This window comes from Streptomyces hokutonensis (assembly GCF_042751305.1).
GTDB classification, from domain to species: domain Bacteria; phylum Actinomycetota; class Actinomycetes; order Streptomycetales; family Streptomycetaceae; genus Streptomyces; species Streptomyces hokutonensis_A.
The window spans coordinates 162721-180323 of record NZ_JBHYWD010000004.1 but is presented as its reverse complement, the minus strand read 5'-3'; the positions used below and the strand labels follow the sequence as shown (position 1 = coordinate 180323).

The 17603-nt window shown below is 70.9% G+C and carries 12 protein-coding genes; 7 read left to right on the top strand and 5 right to left on the bottom strand.

Annotated features, from left to right (window positions below; genetic code table 11):
* Positions 1–111: 111 nt before the first annotated feature.
* The 3 genes from ACFXC1_RS13190 to ACFXC1_RS13180 form a co-directional block, all read right to left on the bottom strand.
* On the bottom strand, positions 112–1575 hold the full coding sequence (locus ACFXC1_RS13190; protein ID WP_381242178.1) for a glutamate synthase subunit beta: 1464 nt from the start codon (positions 1573–1575) through the stop codon (positions 112–114).
* Positions 1568–6163, bottom strand: a complete 4596-nt coding sequence (gene gltB / locus ACFXC1_RS13185; protein ID WP_381242176.1) for a glutamate synthase large subunit — start codon at positions 6161–6163, stop codon at positions 1568–1570. Before gltB ends, ACFXC1_RS13190 begins: the two co-directional genes overlap by 8 nt.
* A 365-nt stretch (positions 6164–6528) precedes the next feature.
* Positions 6529–7260 (bottom strand): VIT1/CCC1 transporter family protein, encoded by a 732-nt coding sequence (locus ACFXC1_RS13180; RefSeq protein WP_381242174.1) that lies wholly within the window; start codon positions 7258–7260, stop codon positions 6529–6531.
* A 282-nt stretch (positions 7261–7542) separates the two neighbouring features.
* On the opposite strand from ACFXC1_RS13180, the gene ACFXC1_RS13175 reads away from it, so the two are divergent.
* Genes ACFXC1_RS13175 through ACFXC1_RS13145 form a run of 7 tightly spaced genes read left to right on the top strand, consistent with a single transcriptional unit; the run spans position 7543 to position 15561 of the window.
* Entirely contained in the window at positions 7543–8616 is a 1074-nt protein-coding gene (locus tag ACFXC1_RS13175; RefSeq protein ID WP_381242172.1) for an ADP-ribosylglycohydrolase family protein, read from the top strand.
* The gene (locus ACFXC1_RS13170; protein ID WP_381242170.1) at positions 8613–10139 is read left to right on the top strand and encodes an ADP-ribosylglycohydrolase family protein; all 1527 of its coding nucleotides are present in this window, start codon (positions 8613–8615) and stop codon (positions 10137–10139) included. The genes ACFXC1_RS13175 and ACFXC1_RS13170 overlap by 4 nt, the downstream gene beginning before the upstream one ends.
* Before the next feature lie 8 nt (positions 10140–10147).
* Positions 10148–11314, top strand: a complete 1167-nt coding sequence (locus ACFXC1_RS13165) for an ADP-ribosylglycohydrolase family protein (RefSeq protein WP_381242168.1) — start codon at positions 10148–10150, stop codon at positions 11312–11314.
* Positions 11302–12663 (top strand): ADP-ribosylglycohydrolase family protein, encoded by a 1362-nt coding sequence (locus ACFXC1_RS13160; protein WP_381242166.1) that lies wholly within the window; start codon positions 11302–11304, stop codon positions 12661–12663. Before ACFXC1_RS13165 ends, ACFXC1_RS13160 begins: the two co-directional genes overlap by 13 nt.
* The gene (rbsK, locus tag ACFXC1_RS13155) at positions 12660–13553 is read left to right on the top strand and encodes a ribokinase (RefSeq protein WP_381242164.1); all 894 of its coding nucleotides are present in this window, start codon (positions 12660–12662) and stop codon (positions 13551–13553) included. The genes ACFXC1_RS13160 and rbsK overlap by 4 nt, the downstream gene beginning before the upstream one ends.
* Positions 13550–14752: a CaiB/BaiF CoA transferase family protein gene (locus tag ACFXC1_RS13150; protein ID WP_381242162.1), complete on the top strand. Its 1203-nt coding sequence runs from the start codon at positions 13550–13552 to the stop codon at positions 14750–14752. The genes rbsK and ACFXC1_RS13150 overlap by 4 nt, the downstream gene beginning before the upstream one ends.
* On the top strand, positions 14749–15561 hold the full coding sequence (locus ACFXC1_RS13145; protein WP_381242160.1) for an HpcH/HpaI aldolase/citrate lyase family protein: 813 nt from the start codon (positions 14749–14751) through the stop codon (positions 15559–15561). The genes ACFXC1_RS13150 and ACFXC1_RS13145 overlap by 4 nt, the downstream gene beginning before the upstream one ends.
* 58 nt (positions 15562–15619) lie before the next feature.
* Here the strand turns inward: ACFXC1_RS13145 and lgt are convergent, their stop codons facing one another.
* Complete coding sequence (lgt, locus tag ACFXC1_RS13140) at positions 15620–16597, bottom strand: prolipoprotein diacylglyceryl transferase (RefSeq protein WP_381242158.1); 978 nt, start codon at positions 16595–16597, stop codon at positions 15620–15622.
* A 93-nt stretch (positions 16598–16690) separates the two neighbouring features.
* Positions 16691–17470 carry a DsbA family protein gene (locus tag ACFXC1_RS13135; RefSeq protein WP_381242156.1) on the bottom strand — a complete coding sequence of 260 codons (780 nt, stop codon included), beginning with the start codon at positions 17468–17470 and terminating at the stop codon, positions 16691–16693.
* Between the last annotated feature and the right edge of the window lie 133 nt (positions 17471–17603).

The window sequence follows — 17603 nt, the reverse complement described above, 5'->3', positions numbered from 1 at the left end:
GCGGCGCCTGCCGTGTCCGGTCGGGGACGAGGCAGGCGCCGTCTCGTGTTCCGCACGCCATTGTGCGGGACGTCTATTGAGGGGATTCCCCCACTTTTTTTCTCGGTGCCGTCAGACCATCAGCGAGCGGTCCGTCGGGCGGATCGGGGCCGGGAGTTCGCTGGCGCCCGTGAGGAAGCGGTCGACGCCGCGGGCGGCCGAGCGGCCCTCCGCGATCGCCCACACGATGAGGGACTGGCCGCGGCCCGCGTCACCGGCGACGAAGACGCCGGGGACGTTGGTCTGGAAGTCGGCGTCGCGGGCGATGTTGCCGCGCTCGTCCAGGTCCAGGGCGAACTGGTCGACCAGGCCGTTCTCGCGGTCGGTGCCGGTGAACCCCATGGCCAGGGTGACCAGTTGGGCGGGGATCTTGCGCTCCGTGCCCGGCTTCTGGGTCAGCTTGCCGTCGACGAACTCGACCTCGACGAGGTGCAGCCACTGGACGTTGCCGTCCTCGTCGCCCTCGAAGTGGGTGGTGTTGACGGAGTAGACCCGCTCACCGCCCTCCTCGTGCGCGGACGTCACCTTGTAGAGCATCGGGAAGGTCGGCCACGGCTGGGAGACCGGGTTCCGCTCGTCGCCCGGGCGGGGCATGATCTCCAACTGCGTGACGGAGGCGGCCCCTTGGCGGTGCGCCGTACCCACGCAGTCCGCGCCGGTGTCGCCGCCGCCGATCACGACGACGTGCTTGCCCGCGGCCGAGACCGGGGCGGTGACGTAGTCGCCCTCCTGCACCTTGTTGGACAGGGGCAGGTACTCCATCGCCTGGTAGACACCGGTCAACTCCCGCCCGGGGACGGGGAGATCACGCGCGGTGGTGGCACCGGCGGCGATGACGACCGCGTCGTAGCGCTTGCGCAGGTCGGTGGCCTTGAGGTCGCGGCCGATCTCGACGCCCGTGCGGAAGCGGGTGCCCTCCGCGCGCATCTGCTCGATACGGCGGTTGATGTGCCGCTTCTCCATCTTGAACTCGGGGATGCCGTACCGGAGAAGGCCCCCGATGCGGTCCGCGCGCTCGAAGACGGCGACGGTGTGGCCCGCCCGGGTGAGCTGCTGGGCGGCGGCGAGGCCCGCCGGGCCCGAGCCGACGACCGCGACGGTCTTGCCGGAGAGACGCTCCGGGGCCTGGGGGGCGACGTCGCCCGTCTCCCAGGCCTTGTCGATGATGGAGACCTCGACGTTCTTGATGGTGACCGGCGGCTGGTTGATGCCCAGCACGCACGCCGACTCACAGGGAGCCGGGCACAACCGCCCGGTGAACTCGGGGAAGTTGTTCGTCGCGTGCAGGCGCTCCGACGCGGCCGTCCAGTCCCCGCGGTAGGCGTAGTCGTTCCACTCGGGGATCAGGTTCCCCAGCGGACAGCCGTTGTGACAGAACGGGATACCGCAGTCCATGCACCGGCCGGCCTGCTTGCCGATGATCGGCAGCAGCGAACCGGGGACGTAGACCTCGTTCCAGTCCTTCAACCGGACGTCTACGGGACGGGACTTGGCGACCTCGCGCCCGTGGTTCAGAAAGCCCTTCGGGTCAGCCATTGATCGCCGCCTCCATCATCTTCTCGGTGATCTCGGTCTCGGAGAGACCCGCTCGCTCGGCGGCGTCCTTGGCGGCGAGCACTGCCTTGTATGCGCTGGGGATGATCTTGCTGAAGCGGTCCACGGAGACGGCCCACTCGGCGAGCAGCTTCTCGGCGACCGTCGAGGCGGTCTCCTCGGCGTGGCGGCGCACCACGTCGTGCAGCCACTGCTTGTCGTCCTCGTCCAACTCCTCGACGGCGCCCGCGTTTCCGACGTTCACGTTGTCGGGGTTCAGGTCGATGACGTAGGCGATGCCGCCGGACATGCCCGCCGCGAAGTTGCGGCCGGTCTCGCCGAGCACGACCGCCCGGCCGCCGGTCATGTACTCGCAGCCGTGGTCGCCCACGCCCTCGGAGACCACCGTGGCACCGGAGTTGCGGACACAGAACCGCTCACCGGTCCGACCGCGCAGGAACAGCTCGCCGCCGGTCGCGCCGTAGGCGATGGTGTTGCCCGCGATGGTGGAGAACTCGGCGAGGTGGTCGGCGCCCCGGTCGGGGCGCACGATGACCCGGCCGCCCGAAAGGCCCTTGCCGACATAGTCGTTGGCGTCGCCCTCCAGGCGCAGCGTGACACCGCGCGGGAGGAAGGCGCCGAAGGACTGGCCCGCCGAGCCGGTGAAGGTGATGTCGATGGTGTCATCGGGCAGGCCCGCACCGCCGAACTTCTTCGTCACCTCGTGGCCGAGCATCGTGCCGACCGTGCGGTTGATGTTGCGGATCGCTACCTGGGCGCGGACCGGCTGGGCGTCGGTCGCGCTGGACGCGGCCAGCGCGTCGGCGGCGAGCTTGATCAGCTCGTTGTCGAGCGCCTTCTCCAGGCCGTGGTCCTGCTCGATGACCTGGTGGAGGGCCGCTCCGTCCGGGAGTTCGGGGACGTAGAACAGCGGGGCCAGGTCGAGGCCCTGTGCCTTCCAGTGGTCCACCGCGCGCTCGACGTCGAGCGTGCCCGCCTGGCCGACGGCCTCCTCGATGGTGCGGAAGCCCAGCTCGGCGAGGATCTCGCGGACCTCTTCGGCGATGAACTGGAAGAAGTTCACGACGTATTCGGCCTTGCCGGCGAACCGGTCGCGCAGCACCGGGTTCTGCGTGGCGATGCCGACCGGGCAGGTGTCGAGGTGGCAGACGCGCATCATGACGCAGCCGGAGACGACGAGCGGCGCGGTCGCGAAACCGAACTCCTCGGCGCCGAGCAGCGCGGCGATGACGACGTCACGGCCGGTCTTGAGCTGGCCGTCGGTCTGGACGACGATCCGGTCGCGAAGTCCGTTGAGCAGCAGGGTCTGCTGGGTCTCGGCGAGGCCCAGCTCCCAGGGTCCACCGGCGTGCTTGAGGGACGTCAGCGGGGAGGCGCCCGTACCGCCGTCGTGGCCGGAGATGAGGACGACGTCCGCGTGCGCCTTCGACACACCCGCCGCGACCGTGCCGACGCCGACCTCCGAGACCAGCTTGACGTGAATCCGCGCCTGCGGGTTCGCGTTCTTCAGGTCGTGGATCAGCTGGGCGAGGTCCTCGATGGAGTAGATGTCGTGGTGCGGCGGCGGCGAGATCAGACCGACACCCGGGGTCGAGTGACGTGTCTTGGCGACCCACGGGTAGACCTTGTGGCCGGGCAGCTGGCCGCCCTCTCCGGGCTTGGCGCCCTGGGCCATCTTGATCTGGATGTCGTCCGCGTTGACCAGGTACTCGGAGGTGACGCCGAAGCGGCCGGAGGCGACCTGCTTGATGGCGCTGCGCCGGGCCGGGTCGTAGAGCCGGTCCGCGTCCTCGCCGCCCTCACCGGTGTTGGACTTGGCGCCCAGCTGGTTCATGGCGATGGCGAGGGTCTCGTGCGCCTCCAGGGAGATGGAGCCGTACGACATGGCTCCGGTGGAGAAGCGCTTGACGATCTCGGAGACGGGCTCGACCTCGTCGATGGAGATCGAGGGGCGGTCCGACTTGAAGCCGAAGAGGCCGCGCAGGGTCATCAGCCGCTCGGACTGCTCGTTCACGCGGTCCGTGTACTTCTTGAAGATGTCGTAGCGGTTGGTGCGCGTCGAGTGCTGGAGGCGGAAGACCGTCTCCGGGTCGAACAGGTGCGGCTCGCCCTCGCGGCGCCACTGGTACTCGCCGCCTATGTCGAGGGCGCGGTGCGCGGGCGCGATGCCGGAGGCGGGGTACGCCTTGGCGTGCCGGGCGGCGACCTCCTTGGCGATGACGTCGATGCCGACGCCGCCGATCTTGGTGGCCGTACCGCTGAAGTAGGCGTTGACGAACTGCTCGTCGAGGCCGACCGCTTCGAAGACCTGGGCGCCCCGGTAGGAGGCGACGGTCGAGATGCCCATCTTGGACATGACCTTGAGGACGCCCTTGCCGAGCGCGTAGATCAGGTTGCGGATGGCCTGCTCGGCCTCGATGTCGGTGAGGAACGTGCCCGCGCGGACGAGGTCCTCGACGGACTCCATCGCCAGGTACGGGTTGACGGCGGCGGCGCCGAAGCCGATGAGCAGGGCGACGTGGTGGACCTCGCGCACGTCACCGGCCTCGACCAGCAGGCCCACCTGGGTGCGCTGCTTGGTGCGGATGAGGTGGTGGTGGACGGCGGCGGTGAGCAGCAGCGACGGAATCGGCGCGTGCTCGGCGTCGGAGTGCCGGTCCGAGAGGACGATCAGGCGGGCGCCGTTCTCGATCGCCGCGTCGGCCTCGGTGCAGATCTCGGCGAGGCGGGCCGCGAGGGCGTCGCCGCCGCCGGAGACCCGGTAGAGGCCGGAGAGGGTCGCGGCCTTCATGCCGGGCATGTCGCCGTCGGCGTTGATGTGGATGAGCTTGGCCAGCTCGTCGTTGTCGATCACCGGGAAGGGCAGGGTGACGCTACGACAGGACGCGGCCGTCGGCTCCAGCAGGTTGCTCGCCGGGCCGAGGGACGAGCGCAGCGAGGTCACGAGCTCCTCGCGGATCGCGTCCAGCGGCGGGTTGGTGACCTGCGCGAACAGCTGGGTGAAGTAGTCGAAGAGCAGCCGCGGGCGGCTGGAGAGCGCGGCGATCGGCGAGTCGGTGCCCATCGAACCGATCGGCTCCGCACCGGCCTTGGCCATCGGCGCGAGGATGACGCGCAGCTCTTCTTCGGTGTAGCCGAAGGTCTGCTGGCGGCGGGTGACCGAGGCGTGCGTGTGCACGATGTGCTCGCGCTCGGGCAGGTCGGACAGCTCGATCTCGCCGGCTTCGAGCCAGTCGGCGTACGGGTTCTCGGCGGCGAGCCCGGCCTTGATCTCGTCGTCCTCGATGATGCGGTGCTCGGCGGTGTCCACGAGGAACATGCGGCCGGGCTGGAGGCGGCCCTTGCGGACGACCTTCGCGGGGTCGATGTCGAGGACGCCGACCTCGGAGCCGAGGACGACGAGGCCGTCGTCGGTGACCCAGTAGCGGCCGGGGCGCAGGCCGTTGCGGTCGAGGACCGCGCCGACCTGGGTGCCGTCGGTGAAGGTGACGCAGGCCGGGCCGTCCCAGGGTTCCATCATCGTGGCGTGGAACTGGTAGAAGGCGCGGCGGGCCGGGTCCATGGAGTCGTGGTTCTCCCACGCCTCCGGGATCATCATCAGCACGGAGTGCGGCAGCGAACGGCCGCCCAGGTGGAGGAGTTCGAGCACCTCGTCGAAGGACGCGGAGTCGGACGCCTCGGGCGTACAGATCGGGAAGATCCGGTCGATCTTGTCCTGGTCGCCGAAAAGGTCGGAGGCGATCTGCGACTCGCGGGCCGCCATCCAGTTGCGGTTGCCCTTGACCGTGTTGATCTCGCCGTTGTGCGCGACGAAGCGGTACGGGTGGGCGAGCGGCCACGACGGGAAGGTGTTCGTGGAGAACCGGGAGTGCACGAGCGAGATCGCGGAGGCGAAGCGCCGGTCGGACAGGTCCGGGAAGAAGGGCTCCAGCTGACCGGTGGTGAGCATGCCCTTGTAGACGATGGTCCGCGCGGAGAGCGACGGGAAGTAGACGCCGGCCTCACGCTCGGCGCGCTTGCGCAGCGCGAAGGCCTTGCGGTCGAGGTCGATGCCTTGGGTCTCGCCGTCGCTCACGAAGACCTGCCGGAAGAGCGGCATGGTGGAGCGGGCGGTGGCACCGAGGAGTTCGGGCGCGGTCGGAACCTCGCGCCAGCCGAGGACGGTGAGGCCTTCTTCGGCGGCGACCGTCTCGATCTGTGAGACGGCGGCGTCCGCTCCGTCCGGGGGCAGGAAGGCGATGCCGACCGCGTATCCACCGGCGGCGGGCAGTTCGAATCCGGCCACCTCACGGAAGAAGGCGTCCGGCACCTGGGACAGGATTCCCGCGCCGTCGCCGGAGTCGGGCTCGGCACCCGTCGCACCGCGGTGCTCCAGGTTGCGCAGCACCGTGAGCGCCTGCTCGACCAGCGCGTGGCTCGCCTCGCCGGTGAGGGTGGCCACGAAGCCGACGCCACAGGCGTCGTGCTCGTTGCGGGGGTCGTACATACCCTGCGCGGCAGGGCGAGCATCCATGAAAGACCAGTTCTGGCCATTCGCGGTCTGCTGGGACGGCTGGCGCGGCGTACGCATCGGCTCTCCCGTCGTCGTCGTGGCATATGCAAGTGCGTAGGGACGACGTTGGCCCTCTGCGAGTTAGCGCAAAATTTCGTGCAGGTTACATGATGGAACGGTTCTCGGGAACCGGATACTCCGTTCCAACATGCGGACGCCGCGGGTTGGCGGCGGTGCACCGCACAGGCGGTGAAGGTTAAGGGGACCAAAGCGGACAGATCGATGTCCGTCAGTCCACGGCAGAGGGAGCGTCGTCGCCCATCCCGCGGGTGCGCCGCGAGCGTCATTGCCCACAGCGCTTACGGCTCATGCCCAGTGGTTAAGCGTTCGAAACCAGCGAGTAACGGCTACTTATGCGGCCCAACGCATAAGTGCGCGTCGAGCTATCCTACGACCGTTCCGAACAAGGTGCCCAGGGCGTACGTCACACCGGCCGCCGCACCGCCCAGCGCGAGCTGCCGCAGCCCGCTGAACCACCAGGTCCGCGCGGTCACCCGGGCCACCACCGCACCACAGCCGAACAGCCCGACGAACGCGAGCAGCAGCGCCGGCCACAGCGCGGTCGCCCCGAGCAGGAACGGCAGTACGGGAAGCAGCGCACCCAGCGCGAACGACCCGAAGGACGACACGGCGGCGACGAGCGGCGAGGGCAGATCGCCCGGGTCGATGCCGAGTTCTTCGCGGGCGTGTATCTCAAGGGCCTGCTCGGGGTCGCGCGACAGCTGCCGGGCGACTTCGCGGGCCAGCTCCTTCTCGACCCCACGGGAGACATAGAGGGAGGCGAGCTCGTCCTCCTCGTCCTCCGGGTGCTTGCGCAACTCCCGCCGCTCGACGTCGAGTTCGGCCTCGACCAGCTCACGCTGGGAGGCGACGGAGGTGTACTCGCCGGCCGCCATGGAGAAGGCGCCGGCGGCGAGCCCGGCCAGCCCGGTGATGACGACGGTCTGGTGACTGACGGCACCGCCGACGACACCGGTCATCAGGGCGAGGTTGGAGACGAGACCGTCCATCGCGCCGAACACCGCCGGGCGCAGCCAGCCGCCGTTCACATCGCGGTGGGTGTGGTTGTCGCGGTGCGCCTCGTGAAGCGTCGCCTCGGTCTCGATGATGGCCATGCGGTGATCCCCCAGGGGCTAAGGTAAGGCTAAGTTTAGACAAGTTCTACTCTTCGACAACACCGAACATACGCCTTTCATTTCATGGCCACCAGCAAGGAAAGGCTGGGCTAACCAGCACGTTTACCCTCGAACGCTCATCCGAGCCAATAGCCCATCAAATGTCGACCGGGTGATGCTGCACTCCGTCAGGCTCTGCCGAAGGCCTCCCGTGGGAGACATCCGCAAAGGGTTCCGCGCCCTGAGGTGCTCTGAGGGAACCCCGTAGGAGAGGCCGTGCGTATGGCATCGATCGCCTGCATTCCCCCGGTCCCGGCGCCCAAGAACGCCACCGAACTCCGCGAACGGGCACGCGGCGCGCTGCTGGGCCTGGCGGTCGGGGACGCCCTCGGCGCACCCGCGGAGAACATGAAGCCCTCCGAGATCCGCGCCCGCTGGGGCCGTATCGAGGGATACGTGGCGGAGAACCCGGCGGGCACGGACGACACCGAGTACGCGATCTTCTCCGGCCTCCTCCTCGCCCGCCACGGTTCGGCTCTGACCCCCTCCCATGTGGAGGCGGCCTGGCACGAGTGGATCGCGGACCGGGACGAGGGCCCGTTCCGGGGCGCGGGCTTCAGCGAACGCGGCACCCTGGAGAACCTCCGCCGGGGCCTCGCCGCCCCCATCTCCGCCCAGCACCGCCACGCCTGGAGCGACGGCCTGGCCATGCGGGCGGCCCCCTTCGGCGTCTTCGCGGCCGGCCGCCCCGCCGAGGCGGCCCGCCTGGTCGCGATCGACGGTTCGGTGAGCCACGACGGCGAGGGCATCTACGGTGGCCAGGCGGTGGCGGCGGGTGTGGCGGCGGCGATGGCGGGCGCCCCGACGATCGCGGTGGTCGCCTCAGCCCTCGCCGTGGTCCCCGACGACTCCTGGACGGCCCGCTCCCTGCGCCGCGCGGTGGCGGTCGCCCACCGCGGCGAACGCGCGGTCCGCTCCGCGGTCGTCATCGGCGGCTACCCCTGGACCGACCTCGCCCCCGAGGCGGTCGCCCTCGCCTTCGGCGCGTACGCGGCGGCCGACGGCGACTTCGTGGACTCCGTCCTCACCGCGGTCAACATGGGCCGCGACGCGGATACGACGGCGGCGGTGGCGGGCGCGCTGGCGGGAGCGACGCGCGGCGCGTCCGCGATCCCTTCGGACTGGGCATCGGCGATCGGCCCGGCCCACGGCAGCTGCCTGCCGGCGATGGCGGGCCACCATGTGCTGGACATCGCGGAGTTGCTGGTGCCGGGGGACGGCGGCAAGTGGGGCGCGGTGCGACGAGATCAGGGGGCGTACCTACTGGCGGCGGACGAGGACGAGGTACGGCGATGAGACCAACCAACGGCGAAGGCCTGACCGCCGAGGACACGAACACTCCGCGGTACCCGCTGGAACCGACGGCGACCGAGGGGTGTTGCACCGAGCAGGAACCACCCGCGCCAGCCGCCGCGCTTCACGAACCCGCAGCCGCCAACGGCGATCCCGCCCCACAACGGCCACCCGCACCCAACAACGACAGCCGCACACCCCACCCCGCACCCCGCGAACCCGCAACCGCCAACGGCCATCCCGCCCCACAGGGACCACCCGCACTCCACAACAAAACCCGCACACCCCACCCCACCCCCCACCGCCCCGCAGCCGCCAACGGCGATCGCACCCCACAGGGACCACCCGCACCCGACGACGAATGCCGCACGGGCGGTGCGGGTGGGAAAACAAAGGCCGATGGCGGAGCCGAGGCGTGTCGGATCGAGGGGCTGCTGCTCGGGCTCGCCGCAGGGGATGCCGCCGGTTGGCCCGCCGCAAGGCACCGCGCCGCTCGGATGCCGGAGTGGACTCGTCGGCTGACCCGCGAGCTCGACACCTTCGCCGAGCAGAACGCGACCACGACACTCCCCGTCCCCATCGCCCTCAACCAACCCCCCGAGCCGCTCCGCCTGGGCCCTTCCGACGACGCCGAGTGGGCAGCGTTCGCCGCAGAAGCCGTACTACGAGCCGGCGACGACACAGTCCTCGGCGACCTCAGCAGAGAACGCCGGACGCGCGCCTCGATCGACCTCAGCTGGAACGCCGTAGCCAGCGAAGTAGCCGCCGCAGCGGACCGCGCCCCCGAGGTCGAGTCCGCCGTACTCCCCCTCCGCGCCCGCATCTCCGTACGAGCCGGCCTCGGCAACCTCGCCGCCGGCCTCCGCCCGCCCGCCACCGGCCACGACAACCCCCACTATTTCGACGACGCGGCCTGCGTCAGAGCCTGCGTACTGGCGGTGGCCCACCCCGGCGACCCCCAACGCGCCGCCGCCCTGGCCGAGTTCGACGCCCGCTACACCCAGGACGGCGACGGAGTCCACGGCGCCAGAGCCATGGCGGCGGCCCTCGCACTCGCCCTGGTCGGGGCGGACGTGGACGAATGCGTGGCAACCGCCCTCGCCGAACTCCCCGAGGCCACCGAGATCGGCCGCAACGCCCGCCACGCACTGAAGTTGGCCCGGGACAGCGACAACGCGTTCGCCCTGATCCCCCTCCTGGAACACCAGATCGTCGACCACGTCTACAGCTACGGCATCGCCGCCGCCGAAACCGTCCCGGTCGCCCTCGCCCTCGCCACCGCGTCCCGCGGCCGTATCGCGGAAGCGGTCCCCGCCGCGGCCTGCCTCTCCCGCGTCGCCGATTCCGCACCGGCCCTCGCGGGCGCTCTCACCGGCGCGTTGAGCGGCGGCGCGGCCATCCCCGCCACCTGGCGGGACGCCTGCCGTACCCTCTCCGGCTGCGCTCTCCCCCGTCTCACCGGCACCGACCTCGTAGAACTCGCCGAACTCCTGGAAGCCACACAACCGCCCCCACCAGGAGGATGATTCGGTGCATGACGCCCAAAGAACCAGAAAGCAGCCTTGACGAGAAGATCACCGGAGCCCTCGTCGGGGCGGCGGTCGGCGACGCCCTCGGCGGTCCCGTCGAGGGCTACTCCCCCGACCAGATCCTGGAACGCCACGGCGGTCGCGTCCACGGCATCGTCGGCCCCTGGAACGGCGACGCCTGGCGCACCGCCCGCCCCATCGCGCCTTACCACAAGGGCGACGGCCACGTCACCGACGACACCTTGATGACCCACGCTCTGGTACGGGTCTACGCAACCGTCCGCGACCACCTCGACGCGTACGCGATCGCCGACCACCTCGTCCCGGACCTGATGCAGAACCCGCGCTGGATCCCGGAGTTGGAGACGGAGGCCATCCCGCTCCAGCGGATCTTCCTCGCCGAGAAGTGGCTCGCGACCCGTCTCCACTACGGCCATGTCGACCCCCGCGAGGCCGGCGTCGGCAACATCGTCAACTGCGGTGCCGCGATGTACATGGCGCCGGTCGGCCTGGTCAACGCGGCCAATCCTGCCGGTGCTTACGCCGAGGCCGTCGACATCGCGGGCGCGCACCAGTCGTCGTACGGCCGTGAGGCGGCCGGTGTCTTCGCGGCGGCCGTCGCCGCGGCCTGCGCACCGGGCGCGACCCCCGACTCCGTGGTGACCGCCTGCCTCGCGCCGGCGAAGGACGGCACCCGTACCGCCATCGAGAAAGTCTGCGAAGTGGCCGCCCGTTACTCGGACTTCGAGTCGGCGCTCGCCCCGCTGCGGGAGGCCGTCGCGCCGTACGACACGGTGGGCCCCGTCTACCGCTCCCCCTCCCTGGACGCCCGCCGCCCCTCCCGCACCAAGGCGATCGAGGAACTCCCCATCGCACTGGGCATGTTGGTGGTCTCAGGCGGCGACTACCGCCACGCGGTGCTGGGTTCGGTGAACTACGGCCGGGACTGCGACTCGATCGCGACGATGGCGGGCGCGGTGGCCGGTGCGCTCGGTTCGCCGGTTCCGCAGGACTGGTCGAAGACGGTCGCCGAGGCCAGCCGCCTGGACCTCTGGGAACCGGCGGCCACGCTCGCCCGGGTGACGCGGGAGGTCTTCGCCCAGGACGTCCGCCGACGCCGGGCCCACGAGGCCGCGTTCACCGAGATCGGAGGACTCCGGTGCTCCGACTGACCTGGGTCCAGCCGGAGGACCTGCTCGGCCACGAACTGCGCCAGGCCGTCCAGGACGGACGCGAACCGTCGGCGATCGCGGGGCGCTGGCGGGCGGCGGGCGGTGCGGAGGCACCGGCCAGGGCGGGCGCGTCGGACCAACCCGCCTCCCGTTACCTCCGGTTGCTCGCGGAGGATCTGCTGGACGAACTGGCCGACCTGCCCGGCCGGTTGGCGGACCAGGAGCCGACGGACCTGGCGAGGATCAAGGCCCTGTGCCCCAACTGGCCCGCCCCACAAGCCACTTCGGCACCCCGTCCGGCCACCCTCCAGGCCGCCTGGCTGGGCCGGGCCGTCGGCTGTCTCCTCGGCAAGCCGGTCGAGAAACTCCCCCTCGACGGCATCCGCCAACTCGCCCGGGCCACCGGCAACTGGCCCCTGAACACCTACTTCACCGCCCGGGGCGTCCCCGCCGAACTCCTCGCCGCCCACCCCTGGAACCGCCGCTCCGCCCCCACCTCCCTCGCCGAGAACATCGACGGCATGCCCGAGGACGACGACCTCAACTACCCCCTGTTGAACCTTCTGTTGCTGCAGCGCCACGGCAAGGGCTTCACCACCTCCGACGTGGCGAAGCTCTGGCTCGACGAACTCCCCGCGGGCCGCACCTTCACCGCCGAACGCATCGCCTACCGCAATCTGCTCTCCGGCCTGGAACCCCCGCGAACGGCCCGCCACCGCAACCCGTTCCGCGAATGGATCGGCGCCCTGATCCGCGCCGACGTCCACGGCTGGACCAACCCCGGAGACCCGGGCGCGGCAGCCGAACAGGCCCACCGCGACGCCACCTTGACCCACACCGCGAACGGCGTCTACGCGGCGATGTTCACGGCGGCCGTCATCGCCACCGCGGCCACCGGCACCCACGACATCCACACCTGCCTGCGCTCCGGACTGACGGTCTTCCCGCCCGCCTCCCGGCTCGCAAGGGCGATCCACCACGCCCTCCAACTCGCCCGGAAACACCGGGACTTCGACGCGGTCGTGGACGAACTCCACTCGACCTACTCCCCCACCCACCACTGGGTCCACGCGATCCCCAACACCGCCCTGATCGCCGCCGCCCTCACCCACGCGGACGGCGACTTCACCGGCTCCATCTGCCGTGCGGTGTCGGGAGGTTGGGACACCGACTCAAACGGCGCCGCGGTCGGCTCCATCTCCGCCCTCCTCGCCGGCACCCCCGCCGCGCTCCCCGACCGCTGGACGACCCCCCTCAAGAACCGACTCGCCACCTCCGTAGGCGACTTCAACGGCATCGGCTTCGACACCCTCGCCCGGCTCACCCACCAGGAGACCGCCCGCCCATGACCCTCATCGCCGTGCTCGGCAGCACGAACATGGACCTAGTCGCCTACGTCACGAAGGCCCCGCGGCGCGGGGAGACCGTGACGGGACGGGAGTTCCGTACGATCCCCGGCGGCAAGGGCGCCAACCAGGCGATCGCCGCGGCCCACGCGGGCGCCGACGTCACCATCATCGGAGCGGTCGGCGACGACGCCTACGGCGCCCGACTCCGGTCCACCTTCGAGCACTCGGGCGTCGACACCGACCATCTGCGCACCGTCCAGGGCCCGTCCGGCACCGCGCACATCGTGGTGGACGACGAGGGCGGCAACGCGATCGTCGTGATCCCCGCCGCCAACGGCACCGTCGACCACCTCGCCCCCGGCGACGAGGCCCTCATCGCCTCCGCCGACGCCCTGCTCCTCCAACTGGAGATCCCGCCGGCCGCCGTGATCGCGGGCGCGGAGGCGGCCCGCCGCCACGGTGTCCGGACGATCCTCACCCCCGCGCCCGCACAACCCCTCCCGCCCGAACTCCTCGCCGCAACCGACCTGTTGGTCCCCAACGAGCACGAGGCCACCGCCCTCACCGGACACACCGACCCGCGCAAGGCAGCGGCAGCACTGCTCGACCAGGTACCCGAGGTGATCGTCACCCTGGGCGCGGCGGGCAGCCTGTACGCGGCCCGGGGCGCCGAGCCGTTCACCGTCCCCGCACCCCAAGTGACCGCCGTGGACTCGACGGGCGCCGGCGACACCTTCGTCGGCGTGCTGGCGGTGGCCCTGGCGGAGAGCCGCCCGATGCGGGAGGCGCTTGGATGGGCGGCAGCAGCGGCAGCCCTGTCCGTACAGCGGCCGGGTGCGACGGCGTCGATGCCGTACCGCGCGGAGATCGACAAGCAGTACGCCTCATGACCGAGACGACGACCACAACTCCCCTGTCCGGCCTGCGTGTTCTGGACCTCGCCACGCTCTTCGCCGGCCCCCTCGCCGCCACCATGCTCGGCGACTTCGGCGCCGAGGTCATCAAGGTCGAACACCCGGCGAAGCCCGATCCGTCCCGGGGCCACGGTCCCTCGAAGGACGGTGTCGGCCTGTGGTGGAAGCTCCTCGGCCGCAACAAGCGCACCATCACCCTCGACCTGTCGACACCGGGCGGGCACGACACCCTCCTCCGCCTCGCCGCCACCGCCGACGTGATCATCGAGAACTTCCGCCCCGGCACCCTGGAGAAATGGGACCTCGGCTGGGCCGAACTCTCCGCCGCCAACCCGAAGTTGGTCCTCGCCCGGGTCACCGCCTTCGGCCAGTTCGGGCCGTACGCGCACCGCCCCGGCTTCGGCACCCTCGCCGAGGCGATGAGCGGCTTCGCCGCGATCACCGGCGAACCGGACGCGCCCCCGACGCTCCCGCCGTTCGGCCTCGCCGACTCGATCGCCGGGCTGGCGACGGCGTACGCGGTGATGACGGCCCTCGCGGCCCGCGACCGCACCGGCGAGGGCCAGGTGGTGGACATGGCGATCATCGAACCCATCCTGACCGCGCTCGGCCCGCAACCCCTCTGGTACGACCAGCTCGGCCACGTCCAGCCGCGCACCGGCAACCGCTCCCAGAACAACGCCCCGCGCAACACCTACCGTACGGCGGACGGCAGTTGGGTCGCCGTCTCCACCTCGGCCCAGTCGATCGCCGAGCGCGTGATGCGGCTGGTCGGCCGCCCGGAACTGATCGACGAACCGTGGTTCGCGACGGGCGCCGACCGGGCCCGGCACGCCGACGTCCTCGACGCGGCGGTCGGCGACTGGATCGCACAGCGCTCGCGTTCCGAGGTCCTGGCCGCCTTCGAGAAGGCGGAGGCGGCGGTCGCCCCCATCCAGGACGTGCGGGACGTGATGACGGACCCCCAGTACCAGGCCCTCGACACCATCACCACCGTCGACGATCCCGAACTCGGCCCCCTCCGCATGCAGAACGTCCTCTTCCGCCTCTCCGCCACCCCCGGCGCCATCCGCTGGCCCGGCCGCCCCCACGGCGCCGACACGGACACGGTCCTGACCGAACTGGGCCTGACCGAAACCGAGTTGAGCACTCTCCGCGAGGAGGGCGCCCTGTGACCCCGTACCCCCTGACCTGGCTCTACGTCCCCGGCGACCGCCCTCAGATCGTCACCAAGGCCCTCGTCGCCGGCGCCGACGTGGTCGTGATCGACCTGGAGGACGCGGTCGCCCCGGACCGCAAGGAGTACGCCCGGGAGGCTACGGCGGAGCTTCTCGCGGAACCTCAACTCGATGTCCATGTCCGGGTGAACGCGCTGGACAGTCCGTGGGCGGCGGACGACCTCCGGGCGCTCGCTCCGCTCCCGGGGGTGTCCGGGCTACGGCTCCCGAAGGTGACGTCCGCCGAGGATGTCGTAGCCGTGGCGGAAACGACGGATGACGTCCCCCTGTTCGCCCTCCTGGAGACGGCCCTCGGCATCGAGCGGGCCTACTCGATCGCCACCGCGCACCCTTCACTGCACGGCATCGCGCTCGGCGAGGCGGATCTACGGGCCGACCTGGGCGTTCGCGACGACGCGGGGCTCGACTGGTCCCGGTCGCGGGTGATCGTGGCCGCTCGGGCGGCAGCTCTGGCTCCGCCGCCGCAGTCCGTGCACCCGGACATCCGCGATCTGGACGGCCTGGCGGCCTCCTGCGCGCGCGGCCGTGCCCTCGGCTTCCTCGGGCGTGCGGCGATCCACCCCCGTCAACTCCCGGTGATCGAGAGCGCGTTCCTCCCGACCGACCACGAACTCGAACAGGCCGAGACGATCGTCAAGGCGGCCGTGCGGGAGGAGGGCGCCCAGGCGCTGCCCGGCGGGCAGTTCATCGACGCGGCGGTGGTGGCGGCCGCGCAGCGCACGCTGGCGCTGGCGCGCCGGACCTGACATGCGACGAGGGCGCCCTGTCGATCACAGGGCGCCCTCGTCGTCGTAGAACCAGCCGTCAGCTCTTCTTGGCCGACTCGGGCTCGTCCTTCTTCAGGTCCACGTCCGCGTCCTCGGTCTCCGGCGCGTCTTCCTCGGCCTCGGAGGCTTCGGGCTCGTCGGTCTCCGGCTCTTCCTTCGCCGTGGGCTCGTCGTCCCCGTCGGTTCCGCCGTCGGAGACATCCGGTTCGACGACCTCTTCGCGGCCCGGGCGCTTCTTCGCCGAGATCACGAAGTACGTCACCGCGAGGATGAAGACGATCATCGCGGTCCAGTCGTTCAGCCGCAGGCCCAGGAAGTGGTGGGCATCGTCGACGCGCATGTACTCGATCCAGCCGCGGCCCACGCAGTACGAGGCGACGTACAGCGCGAACGCCCGGCCGTGGCCCAGCTTGAAGCGGCGGTCGGCCCAGATGACCAGGAAGCCGACGCCGACGCACCACAGGGACTCGTACAGGAAGGTCGGGTGGTAGTAGCCCGGCACGCGGCCGTCCGTCGAGGACGTGATGTGCAGTGCCCAGGGGAGGTGCGTCTCGCGGCCGTAGAGCTCCTGGTTGAACCAGTTGCCCCAGCGGCCGATGGCCTGCGCGAAGGCGATGCCGGGGGCGAGGGCGTCGGCCCAGGCCGGCAGCGGGATGCCACGGCGGCGGCAGCCGATCCACGCGCCCACCGCACCGAGCGCGATCGCGCCCCAGATGCCGAGGCCGCCCTGCCACACCTTGAAGGCGTCCACCCAGTCGCGGCCCTCGCTGAAGTACAGCTCGTAGTCCGTGATCACGTGGTACAGGCGACCGCCGACGAGGCCGAACGGCACGGCCCAGACAGCGATGTCGGCCACCGTCCCGACCTTGCCGCCGCGGGCGACCCAGCGTTTGTTGCCGAGCCAGACGGCTACGAAGACGCCGATGATGATGCAGAACGCGTAGCCGCGCAGCGGAATCGGGCCGAGGTGGATGACCCCGCGCGACGGGCTGGGAATGTAGGCAATGGTTTCCATGGCAGGGTCGACGCTACCGTGCCGGACCGCGACCGCGGCAAGCGGCCCGGCTACGGCTCCATAACGGGCCGGTGTGAAACCCGGCCCGCCGACTTACCCCTTGTTGGCGGCCTGGACCAGCTGCTTCAGCTTCGCCGGGGTCATCGTCTGGTCCGCGTAGATATTCTTGCCGTCGAAGAGGACGGTCGGCGTGCCGGTGAATCCGCCGGCCTGGAACGCGGCGGCGGACTTGGTGACCCAGCTGTCGTGCGTACCGTCGTTGACGCACTTCTGGAAGGCGGGCGTGTCGAGACCCTTCACCTTGCCCGCCAGCTCGATCAGCTTGGCGTTGTCGGCGAAGGCGTCGTCCGTCTCCTTGGGCTGGTTCTCGTACAGCACGTCGTGGAAGTCTCGGAACTTTCCGGCGTCCTGGGCGCAGGCCGCCGCGTTGGCCGCGCGCTTGGAGCCGGAGCCGCCGAGGTTGCCGTCGATGATCGTGACCAGGTGGTACTGCACCTTGAGCTGGCCGGAGTCGGTCAGTTCGTGGAGCGTCGGGCGGTACGCCGTCTCGAAGGCCTGACAGGCCGGGCAGCGGAAGTCCTCCCACACCGTGAGCGTCGGCCTGGCGCTGTCCTTGCCGACCTGGATCGCCAGGCTGTCCTTGCCGGTCGCCCCGGAGGGCGCCACGACCGGGCCCGTGCTCTTGCTGCCGCTGTCGTCCTTGCCGTGGTTCGCGGCGAGGACGCCGACCACCGTCGCCAAACCCAGCACGCAGACGACGCTCGCGGCCACGATCAGCGTGCGGCGCCGCCGCTCCGCGGACTTCTGCTTCTCACGCTCTGCCGCCAGCCGCTCGCGGGCGGTGCGCTTTCCGTCACGGTTCTTCTCGCTCACACCCCGCAGAACGAACCGGGGGGGGGGCCGCCCCCCCCCCCGCCCCCCCCCCAACCAAAAAAAGGTCCACATGTTAGGGTTTGCCAGTGCCCGCCACCCCCGAGCCCCCACGCCCCCCCAGGGACGGGCCCCC